This is a genomic window from Metamycoplasma hyosynoviae, from assembly GCF_004365165.1.
In the GTDB taxonomy this organism is placed as follows: Bacteria; Bacillota_I; Bacilli_A; order Mycoplasmatales; family Metamycoplasmataceae; genus Metamycoplasma; species Metamycoplasma hyosynoviae.
This window is the reverse complement of sequence record NZ_SOCH01000003.1, coordinates 141,090-165,060: the sequence shown is the minus strand read 5'-3', so window position 1 is coordinate 165,060 and position 23,971 is coordinate 141,090. Positions and strand designations below refer to the sequence as shown.

The 23,971-nt window shown below is 26.1% G+C and carries 22 protein-coding genes and 4 tRNA genes; 5 read left to right on the top strand and 21 right to left on the bottom strand.

The features are described 5' to 3' along the window. Positions 1-130: 130 nt before the first annotated feature. On the top strand, positions 131-535 hold the full coding sequence (locus JN03_RS09230; RefSeq protein ID WP_134076611.1) for a hypothetical protein: 405 nt from the start codon (positions 131-133) through the stop codon (positions 533-535). Between the two features lie 108 nt (positions 536-643). Here JN03_RS09230 and JN03_RS01925 read toward each other — a convergent pair whose 3' ends face one another. The 18 genes from JN03_RS01925 to JN03_RS01840 form a co-directional block, all read right to left on the bottom strand. Next, the gene (locus JN03_RS01925) at positions 644-1,204 is read right to left on the bottom strand and encodes a hypothetical protein (RefSeq protein WP_134076610.1); all 561 of its coding nucleotides are present in this window, start codon (positions 1,202-1,204) and stop codon (positions 644-646) included. Positions 1,205-1,338: 134 nt separating this feature from the next. Next, the gene (locus JN03_RS09225; protein WP_134076609.1) at positions 1,339-1,920 is read right to left on the bottom strand and encodes a hypothetical protein; all 582 of its coding nucleotides are present in this window, start codon (positions 1,918-1,920) and stop codon (positions 1,339-1,341) included. Beyond that, positions 1,920-3,422, bottom strand: a complete 1,503-nt coding sequence (locus JN03_RS09220; RefSeq protein WP_134076608.1) for a hypothetical protein — start codon at positions 3,420-3,422, stop codon at positions 1,920-1,922. The genes JN03_RS09225 and JN03_RS09220 overlap by 1 nt, the downstream gene beginning before the upstream one ends. After that, entirely contained in the window at positions 3,407-4,834 is a 1,428-nt protein-coding gene (locus JN03_RS09215) for a hypothetical protein (RefSeq protein ID WP_134076607.1), read from the bottom strand. Before JN03_RS09215 ends, JN03_RS09220 begins: the two co-directional genes overlap by 16 nt. Beyond that, on the bottom strand, positions 4,834-5,721 hold the full coding sequence (locus tag JN03_RS09210; RefSeq protein ID WP_134076606.1) for a hypothetical protein: 888 nt from the start codon (positions 5,719-5,721) through the stop codon (positions 4,834-4,836). Before JN03_RS09210 ends, JN03_RS09215 begins: the two co-directional genes overlap by 1 nt. 12 nt (positions 5,722-5,733) lie before the next feature. Then, the gene (locus JN03_RS09205) at positions 5,734-6,267 is read right to left on the bottom strand and encodes a hypothetical protein (RefSeq protein ID WP_134076605.1); all 534 of its coding nucleotides are present in this window, start codon (positions 6,265-6,267) and stop codon (positions 5,734-5,736) included. Between the two features lie 48 nt (positions 6,268-6,315). Beyond that, the gene (locus JN03_RS09200; RefSeq protein WP_134076604.1) at positions 6,316-7,362 is read right to left on the bottom strand and encodes a hypothetical protein; all 1,047 of its coding nucleotides are present in this window, start codon (positions 7,360-7,362) and stop codon (positions 6,316-6,318) included. Positions 7,363-7,376: 14 nt separating this feature from the next. Beyond that, positions 7,377-8,549 carry a hypothetical protein gene (locus JN03_RS01890; protein ID WP_134076603.1) on the bottom strand — a complete coding sequence of 391 codons (1,173 nt, stop codon included), beginning with the start codon at positions 8,547-8,549 and terminating at the stop codon, positions 7,377-7,379. Further along, positions 8,530-9,663: a htpn gene (locus JN03_RS09195; protein WP_134076602.1), complete on the bottom strand. Its 1,134-nt coding sequence runs from the start codon at positions 9,661-9,663 to the stop codon at positions 8,530-8,532. The genes JN03_RS01890 and JN03_RS09195 overlap by 20 nt, the downstream gene beginning before the upstream one ends. Before the next feature lie 20 nt (positions 9,664-9,683). Beyond that, positions 9,684-10,208: a hypothetical protein gene (locus JN03_RS09190; RefSeq protein WP_134076601.1), complete on the bottom strand. Its 525-nt coding sequence runs from the start codon at positions 10,206-10,208 to the stop codon at positions 9,684-9,686. Between the two features lies 1 nt (position 10,209). Beyond that, the gene (locus JN03_RS09185; RefSeq protein WP_134076600.1) at positions 10,210-11,895 is read right to left on the bottom strand and encodes a hypothetical protein; all 1,686 of its coding nucleotides are present in this window, start codon (positions 11,893-11,895) and stop codon (positions 10,210-10,212) included. Positions 11,896-12,128: 233 nt separating this feature from the next. Then, positions 12,129-12,629: a hypothetical protein gene (locus JN03_RS09180; RefSeq protein ID WP_051599447.1), complete on the bottom strand. Its 501-nt coding sequence runs from the start codon at positions 12,627-12,629 to the stop codon at positions 12,129-12,131. A 41-nt stretch (positions 12,630-12,670) separates the two neighbouring features. Next, a complete protein-coding gene (locus tag JN03_RS01865; protein WP_134076599.1) occupies positions 12,671-13,495 on the bottom strand; it encodes a hypothetical protein in 825 nt (274 codons plus the stop codon). Between the two features lie 20 nt (positions 13,496-13,515). Continuing rightward, on the bottom strand, positions 13,516-14,382 hold the full coding sequence (locus tag JN03_RS01860) for a DnaB-like helicase C-terminal domain-containing protein (RefSeq protein ID WP_166666758.1): 867 nt from the start codon (positions 14,380-14,382) through the stop codon (positions 13,516-13,518). A 580-nt stretch (positions 14,383-14,962) separates the two neighbouring features. Next, a tRNA-Val gene (locus JN03_RS01855) sits at positions 14,963-15,038 on the bottom strand. 1 nt (position 15,039) lies between these two features. After that, a tRNA-Glu gene (locus JN03_RS01850) sits at positions 15,040-15,115 on the bottom strand. A gap of 5 nt (positions 15,116-15,120) precedes the next feature. Beyond that, positions 15,121-15,195 (bottom strand) — tRNA-Asn (locus JN03_RS01845). Between the two features lie 110 nt (positions 15,196-15,305). Then, positions 15,306-15,381 (bottom strand) — tRNA-Thr (locus JN03_RS01840). A gap of 421 nt (positions 15,382-15,802) precedes the next feature. Here JN03_RS01840 and JN03_RS01835 point away from each other — a divergent pair. The 4 genes from JN03_RS01835 (at position 15,803) to ftsZ (ending at position 19,445) form a co-directional block, all read left to right on the top strand. Further along, complete coding sequence (locus tag JN03_RS01835) at positions 15,803-16,243, top strand: division/cell wall cluster transcriptional repressor MraZ (RefSeq protein WP_036441548.1); 441 nt, start codon at positions 15,803-15,805, stop codon at positions 16,241-16,243. Between the two features lies 1 nt (position 16,244). Further along, positions 16,245-17,138: a 16S rRNA (cytosine(1402)-N(4))-methyltransferase RsmH gene (gene rsmH / locus JN03_RS01830; protein ID WP_036441545.1), complete on the top strand. Its 894-nt coding sequence runs from the start codon at positions 16,245-16,247 to the stop codon at positions 17,136-17,138. Between the two features lie 5 nt (positions 17,139-17,143). Next, entirely contained in the window at positions 17,144-18,226 is a 1,083-nt protein-coding gene (locus JN03_RS09175; protein ID WP_134076597.1) for a hypothetical protein, read from the top strand. 64 nt (positions 18,227-18,290) lie between these two features. Then, positions 18,291-19,445, top strand: a complete 1,155-nt coding sequence (gene ftsZ / locus JN03_RS01820) for a cell division protein FtsZ (RefSeq protein WP_134076596.1) — start codon at positions 18,291-18,293, stop codon at positions 19,443-19,445. A 152-nt stretch (positions 19,446-19,597) separates the two neighbouring features. On the opposite strand, the gene JN03_RS01815 is transcribed toward ftsZ, so the two are convergent. From JN03_RS01815 to JN03_RS09165, 3 genes are all read right to left on the bottom strand, one after another. Continuing rightward, complete coding sequence (locus tag JN03_RS01815; protein WP_036445261.1) at positions 19,598-20,386, bottom strand: hypothetical protein; 789 nt, start codon at positions 20,384-20,386, stop codon at positions 19,598-19,600. A gap of 125 nt (positions 20,387-20,511) precedes the next feature. Continuing rightward, positions 20,512-23,223, bottom strand: a complete 2,712-nt coding sequence (locus tag JN03_RS09170; RefSeq protein WP_134076595.1) for a DUF262 domain-containing protein — start codon at positions 23,221-23,223, stop codon at positions 20,512-20,514. Further along, positions 23,223-23,801, bottom strand: a complete 579-nt coding sequence (locus tag JN03_RS09165) for a DNA cytosine methyltransferase (RefSeq protein WP_273569477.1) — start codon at positions 23,799-23,801, stop codon at positions 23,223-23,225. The genes JN03_RS09170 and JN03_RS09165 overlap by 1 nt, the downstream gene beginning before the upstream one ends. Positions 23,802-23,971 lie beyond the last annotated feature (170 nt).

The following is a 23,971-nucleotide window of genomic DNA, read 5'->3' as shown; positions in this document are numbered from 1 at the left end:
TTAGTAAATGAAATGTTATTTTAGAAAATTTGCTAAATCATATAAAAAAGTAAAGGTGAGGTAGGTATTACTTTTTATTTTTTAGCATAATTATTATACTACATTAAAAATAACAATTATAATTTTAAGTATGACGAAACAAGAAAAAGAAGAAAAATTAAAGCAAGAAGCTGAAGAAATCGCTAGAATAAACGAGAAAAATGCAAAAATGTGGAAATTTAGACTTAAATGAGTAAAGATTTACTTAATTTATTTCTTTATTTTCATTGTTGTTGAACCTATATTAATTGCTTTAATAATCACACGCCCTCATACTAATAATTTTTTAATTCCAATTGTTTCGATACTTTTTATATATTGATTTGTACTTTATATAGTTTTTGGTATGAAAGTTAATTGGAAAATGGAAGTTAATGTTGGCTGATTTATTGTAACAGCTTTTATTTTTATCGGTGGTTTTATTATTGGTCTTTGCTATGCATTTACTATATTAAAGTATTGAAGAGAAGAACAAAGAGGTGAATTTTTTGTTTAATTAATACCTTTCTAAAAAAAAGTACTAAAAAAATACCCCCTCAAATGACAATTTTGTTGTAAAAACGTATAGTTATACATATTTTGCCGTTTTAGAGGGTATTTTTTATTAATAAAGCGTTGCTTTTACGGTACTTTTTGTCGTTTCTTCTTCTACTTTGGAACTTTTAACTAAATCTTTTATATTCAAATTTTCTTCTTCTTTAATTTTATTTTCGCTTACGATATTTTCTTTTAAAACTTTAATTTCAGTTTGCACTTCTGCTAAAGTAGCTTTAAGATTTTCGTTTTCAATTTCTTTAGATTTTAAAACCTCTCTCATTTTAACTAATGCTGTTTTATACTCTTCATTAGAAGCTTCTAATTTTACTAAATATGGATCTCCAGCTTTAGTTTCAATTTTTGATTTTAAAAGCTCAATAGTATTTAAAGCTTGCACTAATTGCTCTTTTAAATCTTTAATTATAATGTCTCTTTTAGCTAATTCTTCAGTATGTCTGATTTGTCGTTTTTGTGTTTCTTCATTTAATTTAGTTATTTCTTCTTTTAAAGTTTTGTAATTATTTTTGGCATTATAAACCTTAACAAATAATGCACTAATAACTCCACCTAATGTAACAATAAAAGGTGTAATTATTAATAGTAATTCTTTAATTGTTTCTAATTTCATTATTTTCTCCTTATTTTTTAAAAATTCTAAGTTTTATAAATAGTCAATTCAATCAACTTATTTCAAAGTTTTTATAAACTCATAGCAAAGCAAGAAATATGAATATTAAGCTTATTATTGTTCCAATAATTCATTTAAAAAATTTCATTTAATCTTCTTAAATACTTAAAATAAAAATTTAAAAGCTTCTTTCTACATTCTTCGTAATATGACAAATCTTCTACATTCTCTGTATATTCTTTAAGTCTTTGTATTATTTCCCAATTAGGCAAAGAATTATCAACTAATGAAGATATATAGCAAATATGATAGATATTTTTTCTACTAGTTTTTTTGTAGCTATAATATCTAATATTTATTCAAAGTTTTTCTATAAACTTAAATAATAGCTCATTTAACTTATTGGTAATTAACTCTTTAAAACTAGAAAAGTCAAAATCTTCACTTTTATATAATATATGCTCAGGTTTTAAAAATAAATATTGTAAAAGTACTATTTGTTCAAAAATGCTCTTTTTTACCGATATCTTTAATTCTTTATTTATGAAAAATATATCTATGTTATCTTCTTTGTAGCTTTTTGGTAAATCATTAGTATCTACTAGTATTTCGATATCAGTATCAGAGTTATTAGAAGAAATCCCTAACATTTTTGAACCCTTTAAAAATATAGCTTTTGGGTTATATTTTTCAACGTATTTATTAATGGATAACATTACTTACTTAATTCCTCACTTTCTTCTAATGTCATATATTTGTAATAATATATAGCACCTTCATAGTTTCCTCGAGTATCGGTTATTTCTTCTCATATAATATCTAAGATATATATTTTTTTGCCTTTATAATCTACAATATCTCCTATCTTTAATTCCGGTTCATTGGGTAGTTTCTCATAATCAGCTTTTATAAAATCAACATTTAAGTTTTTTTCGTTATTTTTAATTAATTTATTAACAAAATTTATTAAAACTTTAAGAATATCAATATCTTTTTGTTTTAGCGCCGTTAATTCATTATCAATGTTTTTTATTGTTATATTAGCTTTATTTAAAATATCTATTTTGTTGCTAAAAGCATTATTTTGTACTTCTTGATTAGATTTAAATTTAGAAAACGATAATTTAAGATTCTCGTCTGATTGTGAATTATCATTCAATAACTTCTCAATTCTATTGTCAAATTGATTTAATCTTTCTAAGGTTTGGGTAAATGAGTTGATTTTATTTTCTAAATCTTTAGTTTTATCTAAATTAGCATATAACGATTTAAGCTTGGATAAATTCAATTGTTCTTTGATTTTCACGTCGTTTATTTCGCCGGAAAATGTTAGATTTTCATTATCTATTGTAATTTCTTCGCTTCCTTCACCTGGTGCTGCTAAAGTAATATTTCCTGGATTTATATCACTATAAAAGTATTCACTTTTTACTGTAATACTTGGTGCTTCTTGTCCAAAGTTAATGATAATGCCGTCTTCTGCAATACTACTGCCTAATTGTTCTTCACTAGTAATGTTTTCCGAAAGAAATTTCTTTATTTTTTCAGGCAGTTTCTCTTCTTTTCTAATATTTAAATCATTAATTTTATTTTCTAAACTTGTATTTGATTCTAATTGATCAGATTTAAATTTAGAAAACGATAATTTAAGATTCTCGTCTGATTGTGAATTATCATTCAATAACTTCTCAATTCTATTGTCAAATTGATTTAACTTTTCAAGTACTGGAATAATATTTAAATAATCGTCTTTATTAGCTATTTTTAAATCATTTCAAGTCGGATAAGTTAAATAAGCAATTGATTCAGGTGATAATAAACTTTGGAAATTACTAAATTCTCTTCCAGCTGAGGCAACTGAAAAATTTGAAGTAATTAATTTATCTTTTTGTGAAAACTCCGGGAATTTTTCAGTAGCTAATCTATATTTTATTTCAGTATAAATTGAACTAATGAAATTTTTTACCCGCTGTTTACCTAAAATATCTTTAATTTGTTCTAAGGTAATATCGAGTGATAAAAATTGTGACATTTTTTGATTAATAAACAAATCACACGTTTGATACACATTTAACAATAACTTATTAAATAATTGATCTTCTGTAATATCTGGTTCGATATTTTTAATAAATTGTGGAATTTCGATAGTTTTCGAATATCAATATTCTGTTTTAAAATCTGAAATATTTAATTTTAATTTTTCTATTTCCTCTTTCACCTTCTGCCTCCCTTAGGCTTTTTATAACTGTAATTTTTAATTTTCTTAGAATAAGCTACATAAAAAGCAGCTTTTTTAATTGCCTTTTCACCAGCTCTAATTGCATAATTTCCCTTGCCCTCTATAGCACTTCTTGCAACGCTAATTGCAGGTCTAATATATTTAAAGTTTCAACCTTTTAAAGCACCTTCTGTTGCTCCCTTAAGCATATCTGCCTTAATATCTTCAAAGTTTTGCTTTCATAATCAATTATCTTTTTTAATAGATTCGTGAATTGCATTAATTGTTCGATAACTATTAGCCAAAGTTCCTATTAAATTACCAAATAGAGGGATTTTAGTTAAAGCAATAAAACCACTATAATTTCTTAAAATTTTGCCTATATCTCAACCTCAAGCAAAATACTTCAAATAATGCCGTCCAGGTGAAGAAGTAGTCAAAAATTCCATTATTAATTTAGAATCCTTTTGTCATAATACGACCGGTTTTTTATTATTTGTTTCGCGTTTTTTAAATCTAACAATTGCATTGAGAAATTTTAAACTTCAAGTATTATCGGGTTGTATTATTGTTATATTGTCTAATCAAGAACTATTTAAAGGTATTCGCTTCATAGCCTCTCTTAAAGTTTTTTTACCTTTTAAAAATACTTCTTTAACTTTTTTACTAATAAAGTTATTAAATATTTTTACTATTTTTTTTCTAGGTTTTTTTATAGCTATATCGATAGCTTTTTTAGCAGCATATCTAGGAGAAGTTAATAAGGATACAAAAGTTCTGATTTTAGTAAAAACTTTTGTAGTTTTATTTAAAAATGTTTTAGTTTTTTCAAAACTTTGTTTTGAGGCTATCGCTGTTTCTTTAAATATTTGCTTTGATTTATCTAATGTTTTAACTAATTCCGAAGAAGTGTTTTTAAAAGCTTTATAGTTTGGTATTGCATTTTCTTTTAAAGTTCTTGTTCCAAACAACGTAAGTTTCTTAGCACTATTTTTAAATTGGTTTTTAAATTGCTTGCTACTATCTTTAATGTTATCTGCTAATGATAAAACGTTATTTTTTACTCTAGCAGCTTTAAATTGTTTAAATACTTTTGAAATAGCACCAGCAGCATTAAAACCGGCTGATAATCCAAAATCTATAAAGTCTATTTTTCCTTCGTTTTCAATTAAATTGAACATTAAATCAATTAGTGTATTTAATGCAAATTCAATAAATGTTCCTAAACCAGGAATGAATACATCAATAAATTTTCCAAGTATTCCTATACCTATAGCTGAAACTGTTTGCACAATAAGTCTTAATCATTTTCACCACCAGGTATTTCTTACTAAATATTCTTTAAATTCTTTTGCCTGATTTGCTTTTATTGATAAATAAGCATATTTGCTCTTACCGCTATATAAAAGCATTATTTATTGAAAATACTTCTAAAACAAGTTGGATAAGCAATTCCGAATAAAGCCATTGCTTCGTAATACATACCATAATCGTTTGTAGGCGCTAGTCTTTCATAATTAGCAGCATTTACATTAACCATTGAAGCTACTGCGAAATTTGTACAAGCGATTGCGTCAATATCAGTTAAATATTTATTTGCTATAACTGTATAACCGCCTACTGTTGCTATTGAATATTGACCACCAACAAACATTTGTTCGGCATAGTTTCCAACTAATCCAGCTTCACTTAATCTGTCTAATACTTCAGGTTTAACGTGAATTATAATATCTGATTTTTTAATTCCATTAATCCCTTCTTTATCGTCTTTATGCTTTGTTAAGGCTGTACCTAGTGCAACCACTATTTTTCTTACCTCTTTATCCGTAATTGAATCAGCTAATAAATCTTTTACTTGTTTGTGTGTATCAGTTGTTTTAACTTTCTTTTCTAATTCACCTCAACAATAGGTTTCAAAATTATCATTAAAATCAGCTGAAGCTTTTTCAATTTTAATTGAAGCTGCAGCAGGTACTCCCAACAGTGTATCTGCATGTGTAAAAGCTAATGATTGATATTGTGGTGTATTTCAATTAAAGCTAATTTTTGTATAGTTACCTTTTTCAAATTCACCAGGTCCAGGATTTTTCTTTTCGTTTCAACTTTGTCCTATATTTTTAATAAAAGTTGCTGAAGCTTCAGAAACTGAACCTAATGCTAAATTAGTTCCTAATGTTCCAATTAATGAATATTGAACTATATAAGAGTTAATTTCGTTTCTAGTTTTTTGATCTAATGAAAATGCTTCATTTTCTTTTTGATTAGCAAATAATGCGTTTAAATATTGTTTAAATTCCATTTCTTTTGTTCCTTATTTAATTCTTCTTGCTCCTATATCGAATGATTGTGTTCCGTTTAGATTATTGTTTGGTGATTTTATATTTTCGATTTGTTTTGGATCTACAATCTCAGGAGTGATATTTTTTAATTTAGCAATTCTTAAAGCTTCTGATTTTAAATTTAAAAAATCTAAATCTTCGTATTTAATATCCTCTAAATTTGTTTTAGGTAGTTTTAAGCTAACTCATTCTTTTTCTAAATTGTTTTTAATTTGCGCGCTGATTTTAGAAAATTTGTCTTTTAGCTCATTATTAACCTTTTCAAAATCAAGTAAAGTTTTATTTTTATTATCTAATTCTTCATTTAGCTTTTCAACTTCACTTATTTTGTTTTGGACTTTATTTTTAATATATGTTTCCAATTCTGTTTTATCTAGGAAAAGACCATAAACACCTAGCGCTTCTTTAATTTCCTTAGTTGTAGCGTCTGGTTTTAAATTTAATTTTTTTGAAACTTCTGCTTCTTCTAATTCAAATAATTCAGCTAATTTTTTAAGTAAATTCATTTTTACTCTCTTTCTTCCGTCTTTAAAGGCAGCAGTTCCTTGTTCTTTTTATTCAATATGCTTAATATGTAGTTGTGTTAAATTCTTTATGTTGGGTAATATAAAACCTGCATTATTTATTTCTATTACACGCGGTAAAAACATACCTTTTATAATTAATTTTTCTCCCGGATTAATATTGAAGTCAAAAGGTTCAATTTCACCTAATGAACTTGCGAAATTCTTTCAAGTCGAAGGAGTTAAAATAAAATTATTTTCAAATAATAGTTTTGTTGAATAAGGGTATTGTTCAAAATTTGTCTTTTCGTCTTTTTGAATTCAAAATTCAACCGTATTTATAATGACGGTATGATAATAATGAGGCAAAGCTATAAATGGTAATCCGAATATAAGAATCGTAGCGATTCAGGCAAATACAACTTGCGAATTTCCTGAATGATATCAAAGTTCTTTAACAAGCGCTTTAAATTTAAAGTCAAATACTTCATTCACTTCTTTTCAATTAGATTGCTTATCATATTGAATTCATTTTTTATGATATTCAGGCACAAAATTATTTACATTAACATAATAATTAGTAGCATTTACCGATTCGTTTGCTTGATAATATATATCCATTGGAACTTCGCATTTTAAAACTTTAAAGTCAGATACTATATATCACTCTTTGCCATATTTTTCTTTTACATAATTTTTAATATAATTAGCGTCATAAACTTTATTTAATTCAAAATCAGAGGGATTTAAAATTATTTTCTTTTTTTGTTTTGGATCAAATTCTTTTCCAGCTGCATTTATTGCATTTTTATCTCTAAATAAAAAATCATAAATTAAATAGTTTTTATTAGGTACTACTAAATTTAATTTATATTTCAAAAAATCAGGAGTTATTTTAGAATAATCTAAATCTATATTTACTTCTTTTAAACCAATCGGTAAATCTAAATAATCAATTGCTTGTCAGTTTCGATATTTTTTATTAGTTGTGTTTTCTATTACTGGAATGTAATAATATTTATATTTTTTTCCAACAATTTCTCCTGTATCTGACGGCGGTATTCCTCCACCCATATCGTCAGTTATCTTGGGATTCATATTTACTGACATATTTATCTTTTTCTCCCTTCGCCTCTTTTACTTCTACGCTTTCTTTCTTCTTCGGCTTTCTTTCTTCTTTCTTCTAAAATTTTCAATTGTTCTTCTTTTCATTCTAAATCTTCTTCAATTTTTCAAAGTTGAGGTTTTTCTCGCAACTCATAAAATTCACTTTTTAAATATAAAACTCCACCTTGTATATCAAAATAAAACGGCAAAATATATTTATGTAATGTTGCAAAACCGCCGCTAACACAAAAAGCAGATTTTAAGAAACCAGAACACATTAAAATTAATAAATCTACCTGGTCTTTATCAAAAAGCGAATTATCTCTTAGTAGTGAAAGCTCATAATTAACATATTCTTCAGCATTAGTTCCATTATAGATTTTTTTAAATTCTTCTACTTCTTCTTTTGTTTTATTAGCAAAACCAGACATTATCAAATTCTGATTTTCATATATTTTCATTATTTTTTTAAAAAATTCTTTGTACCTATTATCGTATTGATTATCGTAATAAATGGAATAATCTGATTCTCCGATACAAATATCTCTAATATCTAATAAACCAAACTTTGATAATGTTGTCATAAATACTTTTGTTTGATCTTCATTAACTTCAATAGGATTACAAATCATTGATAGAAAATTCTTATCAATGAATTTAATTTCACGCAATAAATTTTCTTTGTTTTCAACAAATGCTTTTTGAAACAGAAAATTTTCTCTAATTTTAATATTTACTTTTTCAAGCCGCTCAGTAATTAAGTTAGGAAAGATAATAAATTTCTTGTTGTTTATGTAGTCTTCTAATTTTTGACAAACTGCAACATTTACAACTTCGTTTAGTTTTTCAGGTGAAAATGTTGTATTAATGTTTTCTACTACATAATATTCATTTTCAACTATTGCATTTTTTAAAATTAGAACTTTATTTGTGAAATTTAATTTTTCATTAAAAATAATTGAACATTTAGCGTCTGAATCTATTTGCTCAGTTAAAGGTGTTTGATTGTAAGATAAATCACTAATCATACCTTTAATTTTTTCTAATTTTGATAGATTAAAATCAATTATATTAACTGAACCGGGAATGGTACAAATTTCATTTATCGGTATTAATTTAGCATAAAAAGTTTGTAATACCGATTTATCAACTACTTCATTAATCTTGGTTATTTCCATTACTTTCCTCTTGAGCTACTAATTGATTTTGATTTATAACGCTTCCGTCTAAATTGACTGCATATTTTTTAGCTTCTGTAATTAATCATTCTGTCGAACCGTAGATTAAAACTTTTTCAACATTTAATTCAGGATAAAATTGATTTAGAAATTCTTTGAATTGCAATTCTCTTAGATTTGCTTTTGATTCTATGTAATCTTCAAAATCCGAGTTTAAAGCTTGCGCTTCAACGTTATGCATATTCTTTGTTCCAACGGTATTTGAATCTTGTTTTAAATAAGCAAAACGTTTTATTCAACTAATATTTTTTTCGATTTTTTGAATAACTATTTGTGATTGTGAATTACTTTGTAATATTCTTAAAGGGTCGAATTCATACATTTGTAGTTGAGGGGATATTCCAATAAATCTTTTATCTAAATCCTCTAAACCCTCTTGAATTTGCTTTTTAATACCGTTATTATCTATTGCAAATATTCAAGGAGCAGATAAATAAGAATCTTTGATTAATACTTCTATGTCTTTATCTAAAAGCTTAAAAAATTCTGCATTTACTAAATTTAAATCAGGCTGTTTTAATGTATTGTTATAAAAAATTTTGTATGGAATTTCAATATAAGTAACAGGTTTGTATTCACAAAAATTAAATAAAATATCTTTAGCTTCTTTGTCCGTAACCTTATCAGGTTTAACAATCGTATAGTCAAATAATAATTTGTCGTTTTTATATTCAAAAGTTTCAAATACGTAGATTGGCGTTTTAGCACTGTTAAATTCGAGCTTTGTTTTGAGATATTTTAGTTTTCCTTGAACTTCTACATAATCTAAGACATCCGCAACCAATCAATTATTCCGTAAAGCAGCGATTCCTTTTTCATACAATATAGCCTCAAGTTTTTGCAGGGACAATAATTTATACGTCAAACTCAAATCATTCGATTCTATGAGGTTTTTGCTATGTATTTTGGGGAAATTACTTCATAACGTTTGTATCGTTTGTTGAATACCATATTTTAGAAACTGATTTTTGCTATTTACTGGTTCTTTTTTAGGCTTAAATGATTTCTCATTTAATTGTAATTTGAATTTTTCTAACGCTTCTTCTGTGGTCATATTATTTTGTTTTTATTTCCTTATTCTTTTTCGATTAGTTTTAAAACCGCATTTTCAAAATCTTCTATGCTATTTCAAACTTTGTTAAAATTTGGAAATCTTTTCAAATTTGAAACAACACAAAAATCTTTTTCTTCAGCGCCCTCACGTAAAGTAAAAACTTTTCGATTAGTATTTAAGTTAGCATGGTTTTGCAAAAAATCTCAGAAAAAGGAAGGTTCAGAAGATTCGTAAATTATTAAATAATTTTTGTCTTTGTGAATTGTAATGCTAAATGCAATTGAAGCTGCTATTCATTCATTGTGTAATCTAATTCTTTCTCATAGAATGTCTCTATCGTTAGCATAATTAACACGTCTTACCCCTCAAAGATCGGCCTCGATTTTTGTATAAGGGCAAAGAGGACTTTTTTTATCTCAAAACGTTGTATTAAAATCTTTATAAACCACTAGCTTATAATCAGAGTGAAATAAACTTGTAGCTACATAATTTGTTTCATTACAATTGATATGTTTTATCGGTTCGTAATTTTCTTTTGTAATCATTTTATATTTCTCCTTCGTTTTCTAATTTTTCATAAATTAATGCATATTGATATCTGAACAATAAGCTACTGCTCATTTCAAAAGCGTTAATCACGTCATATATTTCGGGATTTATAGATTCGTCTCTTTTTTCGATTTTGTCAAGTGGCTTTGTACTGTCTTTAATGACCACTTGCTTGGCTAAACATTTAAGCAGTATTTCATTATTGGGTAAGAAATTAATTAAATTATTTTCGAATATATTTTTTTGTCACATTTGTCTATCAACAATGCCGAATTGTTGAGTTGGTTTTCTAACAGCTTTGATTGCAAAACAATTAATCTTATTTTCTTCAAACAGTAAATTTAATGCTTCAATACTTGCGTGATTATCACAAAAGAGCACTGAAGTTTTTGAATACAAGAAATTTTTACTTGAATAGCCATAAGGTAAATATTTTTCAATTTCTTTATTTTGCTTGTTGATAATTTGTGTTATTTTTTCATTAATTGCTTTATTTTTTCAAATAGTGTTTTTAGGAATTAGTAGCTTTATGTCTTCAATGACTTTTAGAACAATTATTCTTCCGTCTTTATGCAGTGCAACAGTAACAAATGCTGCATTATCATGAATACCTGGGTCATACCCGTGATAAATTCCTAAGATTTCACCATTGCTTAAATATTTATGAAATTTATTTTTCGAAATAGTTTTTATTTTTTTTCTTACGTTTCCCTCTTCGTCAAAAATGATATTTTTCATAAAATAATTTAACTTAGTATCTTCAAAGTTAAATGCATATCCAATAACAGTAATTACTCATAAACGATAATTTGTTTCTTTCAATAAATCTAAATTCTTTTCTTGAATTTCAGAAAAATATTTTTTAGGTATAAAGTATTTAGAAAACATTGTTACGATTATTCCTAGACCATTACTAAATTCAGTATTTTCTTTTTGCAAATAATGATTTTCTAATAGTTCGTTTAATACCTTTTGGTTTATCAAATTATCTTCTTCCAAAATTTTTATTGCTTCTTGGTGATAATTCTTGATTAAGAAATGGTTTGTGGTAAATATGTTGTAAAGAAATGTCACATTTATCCTAAAACCATTTGGTGATACTTCTCTTAAAACTGTATTAGCAATTAACAAAGGTAATTTCTCTTCTTGTAATGCATATATTTCTTCCAATTCATGAGGTAATTTATTACTATCAGCTGTATCCTCTAATGGTTCGTCTATGACTAATTCACCAAATCTGAAATTAGAATTTTTTAACGTAAAACCTTGAAATGCTTGTATCTTTTCTCAGTTTTGGAAATATATTGCTCTATCTATTCCACCGTCTTCATATTTTCAATAAGCAGCTTCATTTGTTACGTAAAAATAATCTCTAAAATCTAAATTATGTTCTTCAGCTAAGTAATATAAAACTTTTTCTAACATTGGTCTTAATGTATTGCGAATATGATTAAATTGATTTCTACACCATACAGAACAAAAATTATTTTCATTAACTACACGATAAATAGTTTCTATCATTCTACTAAAAGATTTAGAAACACCTTTAGCACCTGAATAGATTTTATAAAATGAATTTGATTTATATGCCTCATATGTTGGATTTGCTTCTTGATCTGTATAGTGTAATAATTGTCTTAATTTTTCTTCTGTAAATTTAGGTGGTTTATTTGTTATTTTCATAAAATTGTAAGTATTATCTTGATTAAAATTATGTGTTCTTATTGTTTAAAGTTTTTGTTTTGCTATAATGGTTTTAGGACAATTTTTTGTATCGTATTGTGTATTGTAATTATATCTACTTGTATGTATGTATATATACCTAGATATATAACTTTAGTTATATCTAGTATATACATACAAGTGGATACAATATGCTACTTCAGAACTTCACTAATATCAAACTCTTGAACTCATTATGATGAGCTTAGATCTTTTTCTAGATCTAAACGAATTTTTTTCATTTGTTCTGAAGATAATTTAGGATCTGCATATTTTGATACGTCTAGATTTTTTTCAAGCCCTGAAATAATTTCATTCATTTGGAATGAATCGAATTCCGGTTTTGCATATCAAGAGACGTCGAGACCATAGAAAAGACCATAACGAATCGCAAGCATTTGCCTATAGCTAAATTTAGGATCTGCATATTTTGATACGTCTAGATTTCCTCTAAGACCTAAATAAATTGTAGTCATTTGATGTCGATTAAATTCCGGTTTTGCATACCAAGAAACATCTAGACCATAGAAAAGACCCCGACGGATTTGTTCCATTTGCTTATAATTAAATTTAGGATTTGTATATCAAGAAACGTCAAGATTGTCTTCAAGACCTAAAATAATTTCAATTATTTGTCTTTGGGTAAAATCCTTCTTCTTAAGATTATTTTGTTTAAAATATTCTTTAATTGTCATTTTTTATTCCTTGTGTTATTAATTTGTTATATTTAATGTTTTTAAAGAATTTGAACTAATTCTTTATCGTCAAAGATTAAGTTAATTAAAAATTTTGTTTTAGTAGGAACAAATCTATAATTTTCATAAAGAAATTTTTTATATTCTTCAGGATTAAAAACACTGAAAAAAATTGTTTGTTTCCGATTTGCTTTACGAGTTAGTAAAATATTCATTAATGTGCCAAAATGTAAAAAACTTTTTGTTGGTTCTAGTCCTAATCCGTCAAGGATTAATACTTCACAATTTTTAGCGTCTTCCAAGAACGTAGATATTTTGCTTCCGTCTTCTATGTTAGCTAACAAAAATTTATGTAGTTTATCTAGACGTGTATATCCAATAGCGATTTTTGATTGCAAATATCCATTTGCAATTAAATTTGATATTTCATTTAGTTTAGTAAAGTTTTTCGAATGTACAAAACAGCTAGAACGTTTTTTAACTAAATCAACTAATTTTTTGATTTCTAGATTTTCATATTTTAAAATTATTTTAGGGTTAGTATCTTTTGAAAAACTATCAATGTATGAAAGTGTTTCATAATCAATTGGTTTTATACTATTGTAATCAACACCAAATTCAAAAACTAATTTACCGGTTTTTTTATCACGAAAAACAGAAGTATAAAAACCATTTCTTTTTTTTAATTTAACTATGTTAAAAAATTCAACAAAGTGATTTTTAATTTCTTCGTTTGAAATATTTAATTCCCTTATCAACTTTTTTATGTCATTGTCACTTAGGATTTCTTTAACGTATTCGTCGTCTCAAAATTCCAAAGGTTTTGAGTCAAAATCACTGTTTAACTTCACAAATTCTGTTTCCATAATTATCATTTTTCCTTGCACTAATCATTTATTTTTTCGCTTCTAGTTTTTTCAATAACTATAAAATTGTCTTTTTCATAAAACTTTCCTTGCTCTGTATTGAAGATTAAACTTGAAGTATTGCATAAACCATTGCGATTTTTTGCAATGGTGAGTTGAAGCTCTAAAATAGAATTATTGTTGAGAATATTATTATCTTGTGAATACAAGAACATTATTACGTCTGCGTCTTGTTCAATGGAACTTGTACCTTTTAAATCACTAAATGTAGGGATAACAGTTTTACGTTTTTCGTATTCTCTGCTTAATTGCGCTAGGCAAAATACGTTAATATTATTTATTTTTGCAATTTGTTTTAATTGTTTCGAAGTATCTTCTTGAGCTTTGTATTCAATAGCATTGAATAAATTACTATCAAGCAATTGAAAATAATCAATAAATATTGCTTTAATTTTAATGTTTCTTTCTTTTAGTTCGCTTAACATTTTTTGAATATAAGTAGGCGTTATTTGTTCATTTGTTTCATTATCAAAAATTAAAATATTTTTGTTTGCAAATTTGGTTTTGATTTTTTCAAATTCTAATTTAATTTGGTCATTGGGTTCATAATCATTAATATCAGATTTAGTCAAAATATCACTTTCAATTTGTAAAAATCTCTTATATACGTCAACAACGGACAATTCCAAACTTAAAAATAAAATATACTCGTCAGCTTTTAATTGTTTCGAAGCATTATTCATAATATTTTGTAATAATGTAGTTTTGCCAACACCGGGTCTTGCTGCTAAAATAAATAATTGTCTATTTTGCAGTCCGTCAGTGAATTTGTCTATGCTTTTAAATTTTGTAAATAGAATTTTGTCTGTTTTTTCAATCTCTTTCATGTCTTCATACTTTTTGAATAAGTTAGATAGTTCGTAGATTTTAGAACTCATTTATAAACTTCCTTTCTAAAATATCACATAGCATTAAATAAACAAAGGGGGTAATTTTTTTCAGGGGAACGATATATAGTCCCATATAAAGTCCTGAAAATTGCCTTTTTGGGTACTATATGTATATATAGTCCCGAAAACTTTAACACTTTTAAATTCATATCAAGAAGGATAAAAACTTTTAAATTATCTTTATGAGTGTAATCGAGCGGTGCGTATTGTTCGCGAGTTTCATATATACTTTATACGTAATACGTATAAGTATATATGAGCGAACATACGCACTATTGATTAGAAACTAGTAAAATACTTTAAATTTGTTCCTTATTTAGTTAATTTAAAAGTGTTAAAATAAAACATATTTAATAAACTATTGTGATTTCACTTTTCATTCACCAAAGAACATTTAATGCCTGAGATTTAAAAAAGTCCGCTTGTTGGGGACTTTATATGTATAAAAAAAAGAAAAAAAGACGAAGTTTCGCCTTTTATAGATTGAAAAGGATTTTTTTGGTGTTCTTTCAAACAATGGTGGAGAATGAGGGACTCGAACCCACGACCCTCGCCTTGTAAGGGCGATGCTCTCCCAACTGAGCTAATTCTCCATGGTGACCCTAGCGGGACTCGAACCCACGCATGTATGGATGAAAACCATATGTGTTAACCACTTCACCATAGGGCCATAAATGGCGCCGACTATTGGGATTGAACCAACGACCAACTGGTTAACAGCCAGCTGCTCTACCGCTGAGCTAAGTCGGCACAATTTTTTTTAATAAAATGCTTTATTATTATACTAAAAAAAGAACTTTTTTATATTTTTACAAAACATTTTTTTTATACCAATATTCGACTTGGTAATTTTCATTAAATGGTGCTGGTTAGAAGAATCGAACTCCCGACCCATTGATTACGAATCAATTGCTCTACCTACTGAGCTAAACCAGCATTTTTAAGGTAAATTATATTAAGTTTTACTATCGATTTTTCAATTTTTATCAAGTTTTAATATTTAACTTATATGCATATATGTAATCTTATCTTATTAATAATTTACCACTCGCAACATTTTCTTTCATCGTAACAGTAATTTTTAATAAAAAATCCTTCTATTTTCTTACATAGTAAGAAAATTGTAATTTTGTTTGCTCAAAATTACCATCGATTATTTATCTGCTTTTAATTTTAAAAACTGCCAAAATTCTTAATTTTTAAATTTAAATAAATTAGCTCTTTTTCAAGAGCTAAGGCTATTTTCTTAGCTAGTTTTTACAAAACAAGCATTTTGAAAATAAAAAATATTAATAAAAAAATAAGTCAAGTGGGAAAAAATATGTTAGAATTAGGTTGATAGTGGAAAGAAGTGGAAATGTTTGGAAAATATTACAGAACACTAGATGATAAGAACAGGATAGTAATTCCAACAAAAATTTTGAAGGAATTAGGATCTAACTTTTTTATCACAATAGGTTTAGACCGTTCACTTGTTTTAAGAACAGCAGCTGAATTCAATAAGTTGAAAAGCCGTTTGGAAGAAAACAATGAATTAGATAAAGAAATTCGGAACTTGAAAAGAATTATCTTTGCAAATACCGAAGAACTTGTCTCAGATAAACTTGGTAGAGTTACGTTTCCGAAACATTTACTTGAAAAAATCGCTATCAAAAAAGAAGTAGTTTTCATAGGCACTGGGAGTCAATGCGAAATCTTTGCAAAAGAAGAATTCGACAAAAACGAAGAGATGTATGAAAACGAAGAAAACCTTGATAAGTTAGCTGAAAGCCTATTTGAAAAGGGAGTAAAACTATAAAATGCACATACCAGTTTTATTACAAGAAGTCATTGACTATCTTGAAATAAAAGCTGATGGGGTTTATGTAGATTTAACCTTAGGCAGAGCAGGACATAGTCAAGAAATACTCAAAAAAATAAAAAATGGTAAATTAATTTGTTTTGATAAAGATATTGAAGCAGTTAATGCTAGCCAAAAGCTTCTTGAAAAAATAAATAGTAATTTCGTTCTGATTAAAAGTGATTTTAGAAACTTAAAAGAAGAACTTGAGAAACTAAATATAGCACAAGTTGATGGCATTCTGGTTGACCTCGGAGTATCTAGTCCACAATTAGACACTGTTGAACGTGGATTTAGCTACTCAGTAGATTCTCCTCTTGATATGAGAATGGATAGACAATCAGAATTAAAAGCTAGTGATATTGTGAATAATTATCCACAAGAAGAACTCGAAAAAATCTTAATCGAAAATGCTGATGTAAAGTTTTTCAAAAAAATTGCGAAAGCAATTATCGAAAATAGACCATTTGAGAGTTCAAAAAAACTTGTTGATGTAATAAAGCAATGTCTTCCAGCTTTTGAAGTGAGAAAGAAAAATCCAGCAAAACAGATTTTTCAAGCACTAAGAATGGAAGTTAATGATGAACTAGGTGCTTTAAAAACACTTTTAAAGCAAATTCCTAATCTTTTAAAAGAAAATGGTAAATTCCTGGCTATCTCATTTCATTCAAAAGAAGATAAACTCATAAAAGAGTTTTACCAAAAACTAAATTACGAAAATCCAAAAATTGCTAGATTACCCATTTCTAGCAAACAAAAATGAAGTCAAAAAATCATCTTTCCTTCAGAAGAAGAAAAGAACATAAACAAAAGATCGCAAAGTGCAAAATTAAGAATCATTTCTAAAAGGTAATAAGTATGAAGAAAACTGTTATAACAACTCTAAAACTACTAGCAAATTCATGAGAAATTGAAGCGGTAGAAAAATATGGAAATCAAACACTTCCTATATTTAAAGATGCGATTAACAGTTTGGAATTATCTAATTTAGATAAAAAATTCTTCATTCGTAATTCAAAAAAATCAATTGAAAAATTGATTAAGGGAAAGCTAAATGATCTTATTCTATTAATATCTTTTGAAAACATTGAAAGCAGCGCTAGAGTTGATAATTATTTGATTTCAGTAAACAACGAAAAAGAAGACGACAGATTCTTAATCGTAAATCAAATTGAGCAAAAATACTTAATGTCAAGTAAGAAAATTATTGATATTGTAGTTGATTCTAAAAATAAAACAAATAATTCAGAAACTGAATTAAATGTTAACATTTCAAGTATTAGCAATGATTTTTGAGAAACTATTAGTTCATTTATAGCAGAAAATGAACTTAAAATAGTGAAAACAGAAATTATGGAACATAGCAAAATTTCTTATTACAATCAAGCAGGATGAAACATCTTTATTGATATAAATAAAGAAGGTAAATTGAACTTTTATTTAACTCAAAATAATAAAATTTTGAAAAATGAAGGTCAAAAACTTGAAAGTAACCTATTATTTGAAAATTATTGAAACACCCCTTATGCATATTTCGTTTTAAATAATTTAAAAACTAATAATGTTGAATTTTTAGATGATAAACACACAAATTTCGAAGATTTCTATACGGAAATATTTGAAAAAACCACTAATTTCATTAAAAGCTTGAAAATATTAAACAGTAATTTCATCAATTTGAATTTCATTGGAAAACTAGTTACTAAAAATAAAGAAATTGAAATGTTTTTCAAAGAAAAACTTTCAAGATCTAATATTTATTCACTAGCACATGAAAATGAATTTGTTTCTACTGAAATGCAAGGCTTAATTAATCTACTTGATACTGCAAAACTACATGAAGACACCAGTGAAAAAATTATTAAAACCGATGTTTTCACAATCAGTTCAGATGTTATTAAAAATATTAAAAATAGTAAAAGAAAATCAATATTTGCATAATCTCTATATAATATTATAAATAATTGCAATGTTTCTATTTGAACCAATTTAGGAGTAATTATATATGAACAATAAATATGATGATGCAAATTACAATCCAGTTGCTAGCATAAAAGTTGTTGGTGTTGGTGGTGGTGGTAATAATAGTATTAAAACCCTATTAAACACTCAACTTGATGGACTTGAATTCATCATTGCTAACACAGATAAGCAAGTACTTGAACAATTTGATCGTTCTGTTACCTTACAATTAGGTGATAAAAAAGGACTTGGAGCTGGGGCTAAACCCGAAATAGGTCGTGCTGCTGCCCTTGCAAGTGCTGATGAAATTAAAACCAGATTAAAAGGTGCTGATTTAGTTATTATTACCGCTGGTATGGGTGGAGGGACTGGAACCGGTGCTTCACCAGTTATTGCCAAAATTGCAAAAGAATGCGGTGCTTTAGTCGTTGCAATTGTTACAACTCCTTTTGACTTTGAAGGTCCTAAGCGTACAAGAATAGCAAATGACGGTATAAAAGAATTAATTAAACATGTTGATTCATATATTGTTATTTCTAATAACAAATTACTAATGCAATATGGAAATGTTTCATACAATGATGCTTTCATATGTGCTAACAATGTTTTAAAACAAACTATTAGAACACTTGTTGATGTTATTGCTGTTCCTGGAATTATTAATTTAGATTTTGCCGACCTGGAAACCATTATTAAAAATAGTGGTGAAGCAGTGGTTGGAATTGGTGCTGCAAGCGGTGAAGATCGCGCCACAAAAGCTATTACTAGTGCAATATCTTCTCCAATACTAGAATCAAGTATCGTAGGAGCAACTGACGCCATTGTTTATTTTATTGCAAGTAAACAAGTTACTTTAAATGAAATTCAGCGTTCATTAAAAGCAATGCGTGAATTGGTTGGGCAAGAAATTAATATAATTTTTGGTCTAACAAATACCACTTCAGAAGAATCAGAAAAATTGGGTGAATTATTTGTCTCAGTTATTGCAACTGGACTAAAAAAAGATGCCCCTCACACTCCTGAAGAAATTCAAAAGGAGATTTCTGAAAATCTTAAAAAAACTGAAGAAATTGAATATGATGATTTGAAAACAAGAGAATTTCTTATTGACAATCCTTATATTCCAAAAGATTTTTCAAACAATAGTTCGAAAAATAACATTAGCGATGATTTAGCTGATATATTTAAAAAAATATAGATGAAGTAAGAAATTTATATTTTAAATATAATACCTAAATTCATTAAGGAGCATTTGCTCCTTTTTATTTTCACAAATAAAAAGAGAAAACACAAAATATAAAAAATCCTCCTTGATTATAAGGGAGAATTTTGTTGATTAAAAGTTAACCGTTATTTTAATTGAATTTTGATTTTGTAAGTTTCTTCTGAAAATTGTCCGCCACCTTTTTCATATTTGAATAGTCTGAATTCAAAAGTAAGTTCATCATTATCTGTTGTAAATTGAAAATCGGTATTTGCTGATCATTTTTGTTGACCATTGCTCATATATGAATTTTCAGGAGTTTCTTTGTTAGCTACTTGAATGTCACCAAATGTAGGAATTTTGAATAATGCTTTTTCTTTTTGTGCTTTGAAAGATTTATCTTTGTGATCAAAGTAAATTTTCTTTTTATCTTTTAATTCATCTTTTAGGTTTTTTTCAAGAATTTCAATGGTTTGGGCTTTAGGATCTATTTTTAAATTGCTGTCATAAGTATATTTTTTACCATTGTTATTTCCAGGTGCTTTTAATTCTGGTGTTGAAGTTCCAGTTAATTCAATTGATGTTGCTGCTTTAGTTTCTTGTTTAAATCCAGAAAGTTCTAATTTAACATCAAATGATTTTTCGGTTTTTTTGCTTACTACTGTTACTACAACTATAACTTTAGTACCATCTTCACTTGGAAGAATTGATGAAACTGTACATGTGAAATTAGCTTCGCTAAAACCTGCAATTTTGATATCAGCAGGAACAACATCATGTCCACTTTTGTTTTTCAATGTGTTTTCTTCAGCACTTATTGTTATATTTTTTGATGCTTTTTCAGGATCTGTATTAAAGCAAGAAATTACAGTAAGTGGAGTTACTAGTAGTGATAGAGATGATAAAGAAACTAGCAAACTTTTAATTTTTTTCATTTTTTGTTGTTTGATTTGTAAAATACCTTTCAAATATTACTAATAATATTTTAGTTGAAAATAAGCAAAATTGTTTGCTTTTAAAATAAAACTATTAATTGAAAAGTAATAAAGATTACAAAAAATTAGTCAATATTTTCTTCATATTCATAAATTTTGCAAATAATATCGATAAGTTGATCACTTCTTTTATCAATATGTCGAGAAATATCATTTCAATCATTAGGTAAGGGATTTTTTATAGGTAAAAGTAGTCCTTCATCATCACCGCTTGTTATTATACACATACGATTTTTAGATTGTTTTTCGTTACCCATTCTATTACTATTTCTAATATTGGATTTTTTATCTAGTAAAGTAAAATTACCTATTTTTTGAATATATTTATCATATTCATCTTTATTGTAATTTATTAATTTATCTAAATCTTCTTTCTTTGGGACTTGCGGGTTGTGATGTTCCACTTCTAATTTTGTAGTTGGATCAAAGTAATTATTTGTATATTGTGATGGAGTATCATTTCTATCATAATCTAAATAAATGTTTTTATTATTCAAAAGATAAAAATTTATTCTAATTAAGAAATGTTTAATGTCATCAATTGCTTTTTTAGGCCTATTTTTGTATCTATCTAATAAAGCATTTTTTAATTTTTCGTTTCTTTCCTTTGGACTACTAATTTCTGCAATAGAATCTAAAAGTTCATTTCTGAAATTATTTATTGAATAATTTTTAAAAGTTCTAATCTTTTTTGCAATAGCAAAAAGTTTTTGAGAAAGTGATTGACCTTTGAAATATACTTCTTTTCAATAAATAATAAATCTTTCTATTTCAAATAATCATTTGGAAGTTTCAGAAATATTATTGTAGTTTTTTGTAACATTAGGTTCAAAACTTTTATGTAGGATATTAAATTTATCACATATTGCTCATGTTAAGGGTATTGCAACAGTCTTTTTGCTAGAATGTGTGGCATTAATTGCTGTATTAAAAGCATAAATTTTTGTTATTTCTATCATTTCCAAATAATCTTTATTGATATTTTCAAATTTACAAATTACATACAAAAATTCATTTAAGTATATATTTAATTTCTTTAATGCTTTATAAATTTTAAGTTCTTCAATATTTTCTTCTTCTACTTCCTTTGAAAATATAAGATTTTCAAGAATAAAGTTCATTTTTTGAGCATATAAAATATCTTTGTTAATATCACTTTGTTTGTTTCATAGGATATTAAGTTTTAAAAATAAATTATCGATAAAAAGTTCTAACAATTTTTTATCTTCTATTTTTGCTGAATTATTTTTTTTAAATTTATCAAATATATTGGTGTTGAAATATTTAATAATTTCCTGAATAGTTTTTTCTTTTTCTTGATTTTCTTGCAAATAAAAATTTTCTTTTAATTCTTTTTTACATTCTGAATATATTCAGTTTCTTACTAAATCAAGTGAACTTAAAGTTTTTTGAATGGTATTTAAATTAGCAAATATTTTATCAGGATTTTTATTAGTTAAATTAGTATGAGTGAATCTAGTTTTTGTTAGAATTTGTTCTTTAAATTTATCAATATCAATATTTTTAGTTTTAATAAATCTTACAATTTTAATTAAAAGTTTTCCAACTTCTAAATTACCATTTCATTCATTTAAAATTTGTTCAAATTCTTGATAAATTTGAATTTCGTTCGTATTTTTAATAAAATAGTATTTGATACTATTGTTATCTTTTGAATAAGAAAAAAATAGTTTTTCAAAAAGTTTAGGTACTAGTTTTTCTTCATAAGCAAGAATTTTCATAATACTATATAAGATTAATGTTAATGTAAATAAACGTTGTTGTCCATCAATAATTTCATTATCTGAAGTAATAATGTTATTTAAATAAGTTTCTTTACCATCATTCATATCTAGTATCATACTTTGAATCATCATTTTAATAGCATTTTCATTCCAAACATATGCACGTTGAAAAATTGGAATGGTAAAACCATTGTAATCATAAAAGAAATCTTCTATAGAAGTTATTTTTGAAAATTGGTTTTTTTCACTTTCAGGAGAAGGTTGAATGTATTTATTATTAGTTTCAAATTCTATATTTTTATTTTTTAATATTTTTTCAATTGCTTTTGTGTTTAACCCTAAATAATCATTAATTTCTTTTGCAATATTTTTAATAATTTCATCATCTGCTAAAATTCCAAGTTTTTTAAACGATCTATCTTCAAGTGTTAAATCATACAAAGTTTTAAATTCATCTATTAAATGATAAAAACTTTCATTAATATTTTGTTTTTCACAAAATCCGTTATATCAAATTGAAAAACTAAAATTTATGACTGGACTTTGTTTTTTATTATCTTCATCTTCTTCGTTTAGTTTCTCTATTTGATGGATAAATTTATTAAGTAAATTATTTACTAGATTACTTATAAAATTATCTAATTTATCTTCTAATGAATTACTTTCATTTATGATACTTTTAACGAAGTTCTCGAAATGATAAGTAAATTTATATTCATTATTTTTGTCTTCATTTATAATATTCAAATATTCTAAAACGTGTATGAATTGATTTATAGTTGATTCACTATATGCATAATTGTGTTCAGCTTTTGAAAGATAAACTTTTTTATTTGGTAGCAAATCAAATTTGGCGGTGATAGTTTTATCGGAATTATTGTTTAACACTATTTTAATGTTTTTAACTTTAGTTAAAAATGATTTATCTTTAATTCAATCTAAAATTGAAACATAATAACTATCAAAATTAGTACGTATTTTTCAATACTTAATACATTTATTTTCAAATAGTTTTCTTATTTTCTCATTCATTATTTATCTCCATCAATTCAAAATTTTATTTGTTTCATAATATCTTCAATTAGATTCAAAGGTATAGAGCTTCTTTTATTGTAAGATCCTTTTGCCATATGATCATTATTACTTTCAACTTTATTGTTTAATAGATTTAACTTAATATTAGATTTAAAAATTGTTGGTTTTAGACTAAATTTTGAATCATAACTTGAATAATTGGTGGTATTTTTAAATCCCTCAAAATTTCAATGTAGTTCTTGGAATTCTCATGATTTAGAAGTTTTGGGGTTTTCAATCACTCAAACTTTGGGTTTAAAATGTTTGATTATTTCAATAGTTCCACCAATAGTCGATTCTCCTATAAGTCTTCCTCTTTCTTTTTGCTCAAAATACCTTCGTTTTACAGGATGACAAGTTTTACAATATTCTTCATAATAATGTGCATTCATAACTCTTCAAGCGCCACTTGTATCAAAACCGCGAAACATTTTGCCATTACAATCAGCTGAACTTCAACTTTCACAAGGAGGTGAAGCTAAAATAATGTCTGGTTTAGGTAAACTAGACAAATCTTTTATTAAATTAAAATTCATTAAAGAAAGATCTATTCGATGATAAAAATATAAGTTTGATTCTTCAAACTTAACATCATTGATACCAATTGAATGAACTTCAATTTTTGAATTATTCGAATTATTTATTTGTGCAATAGCTTTTTTATATGATGAATTAGCATCATCATATAAAGCTCAAACTACAAGTT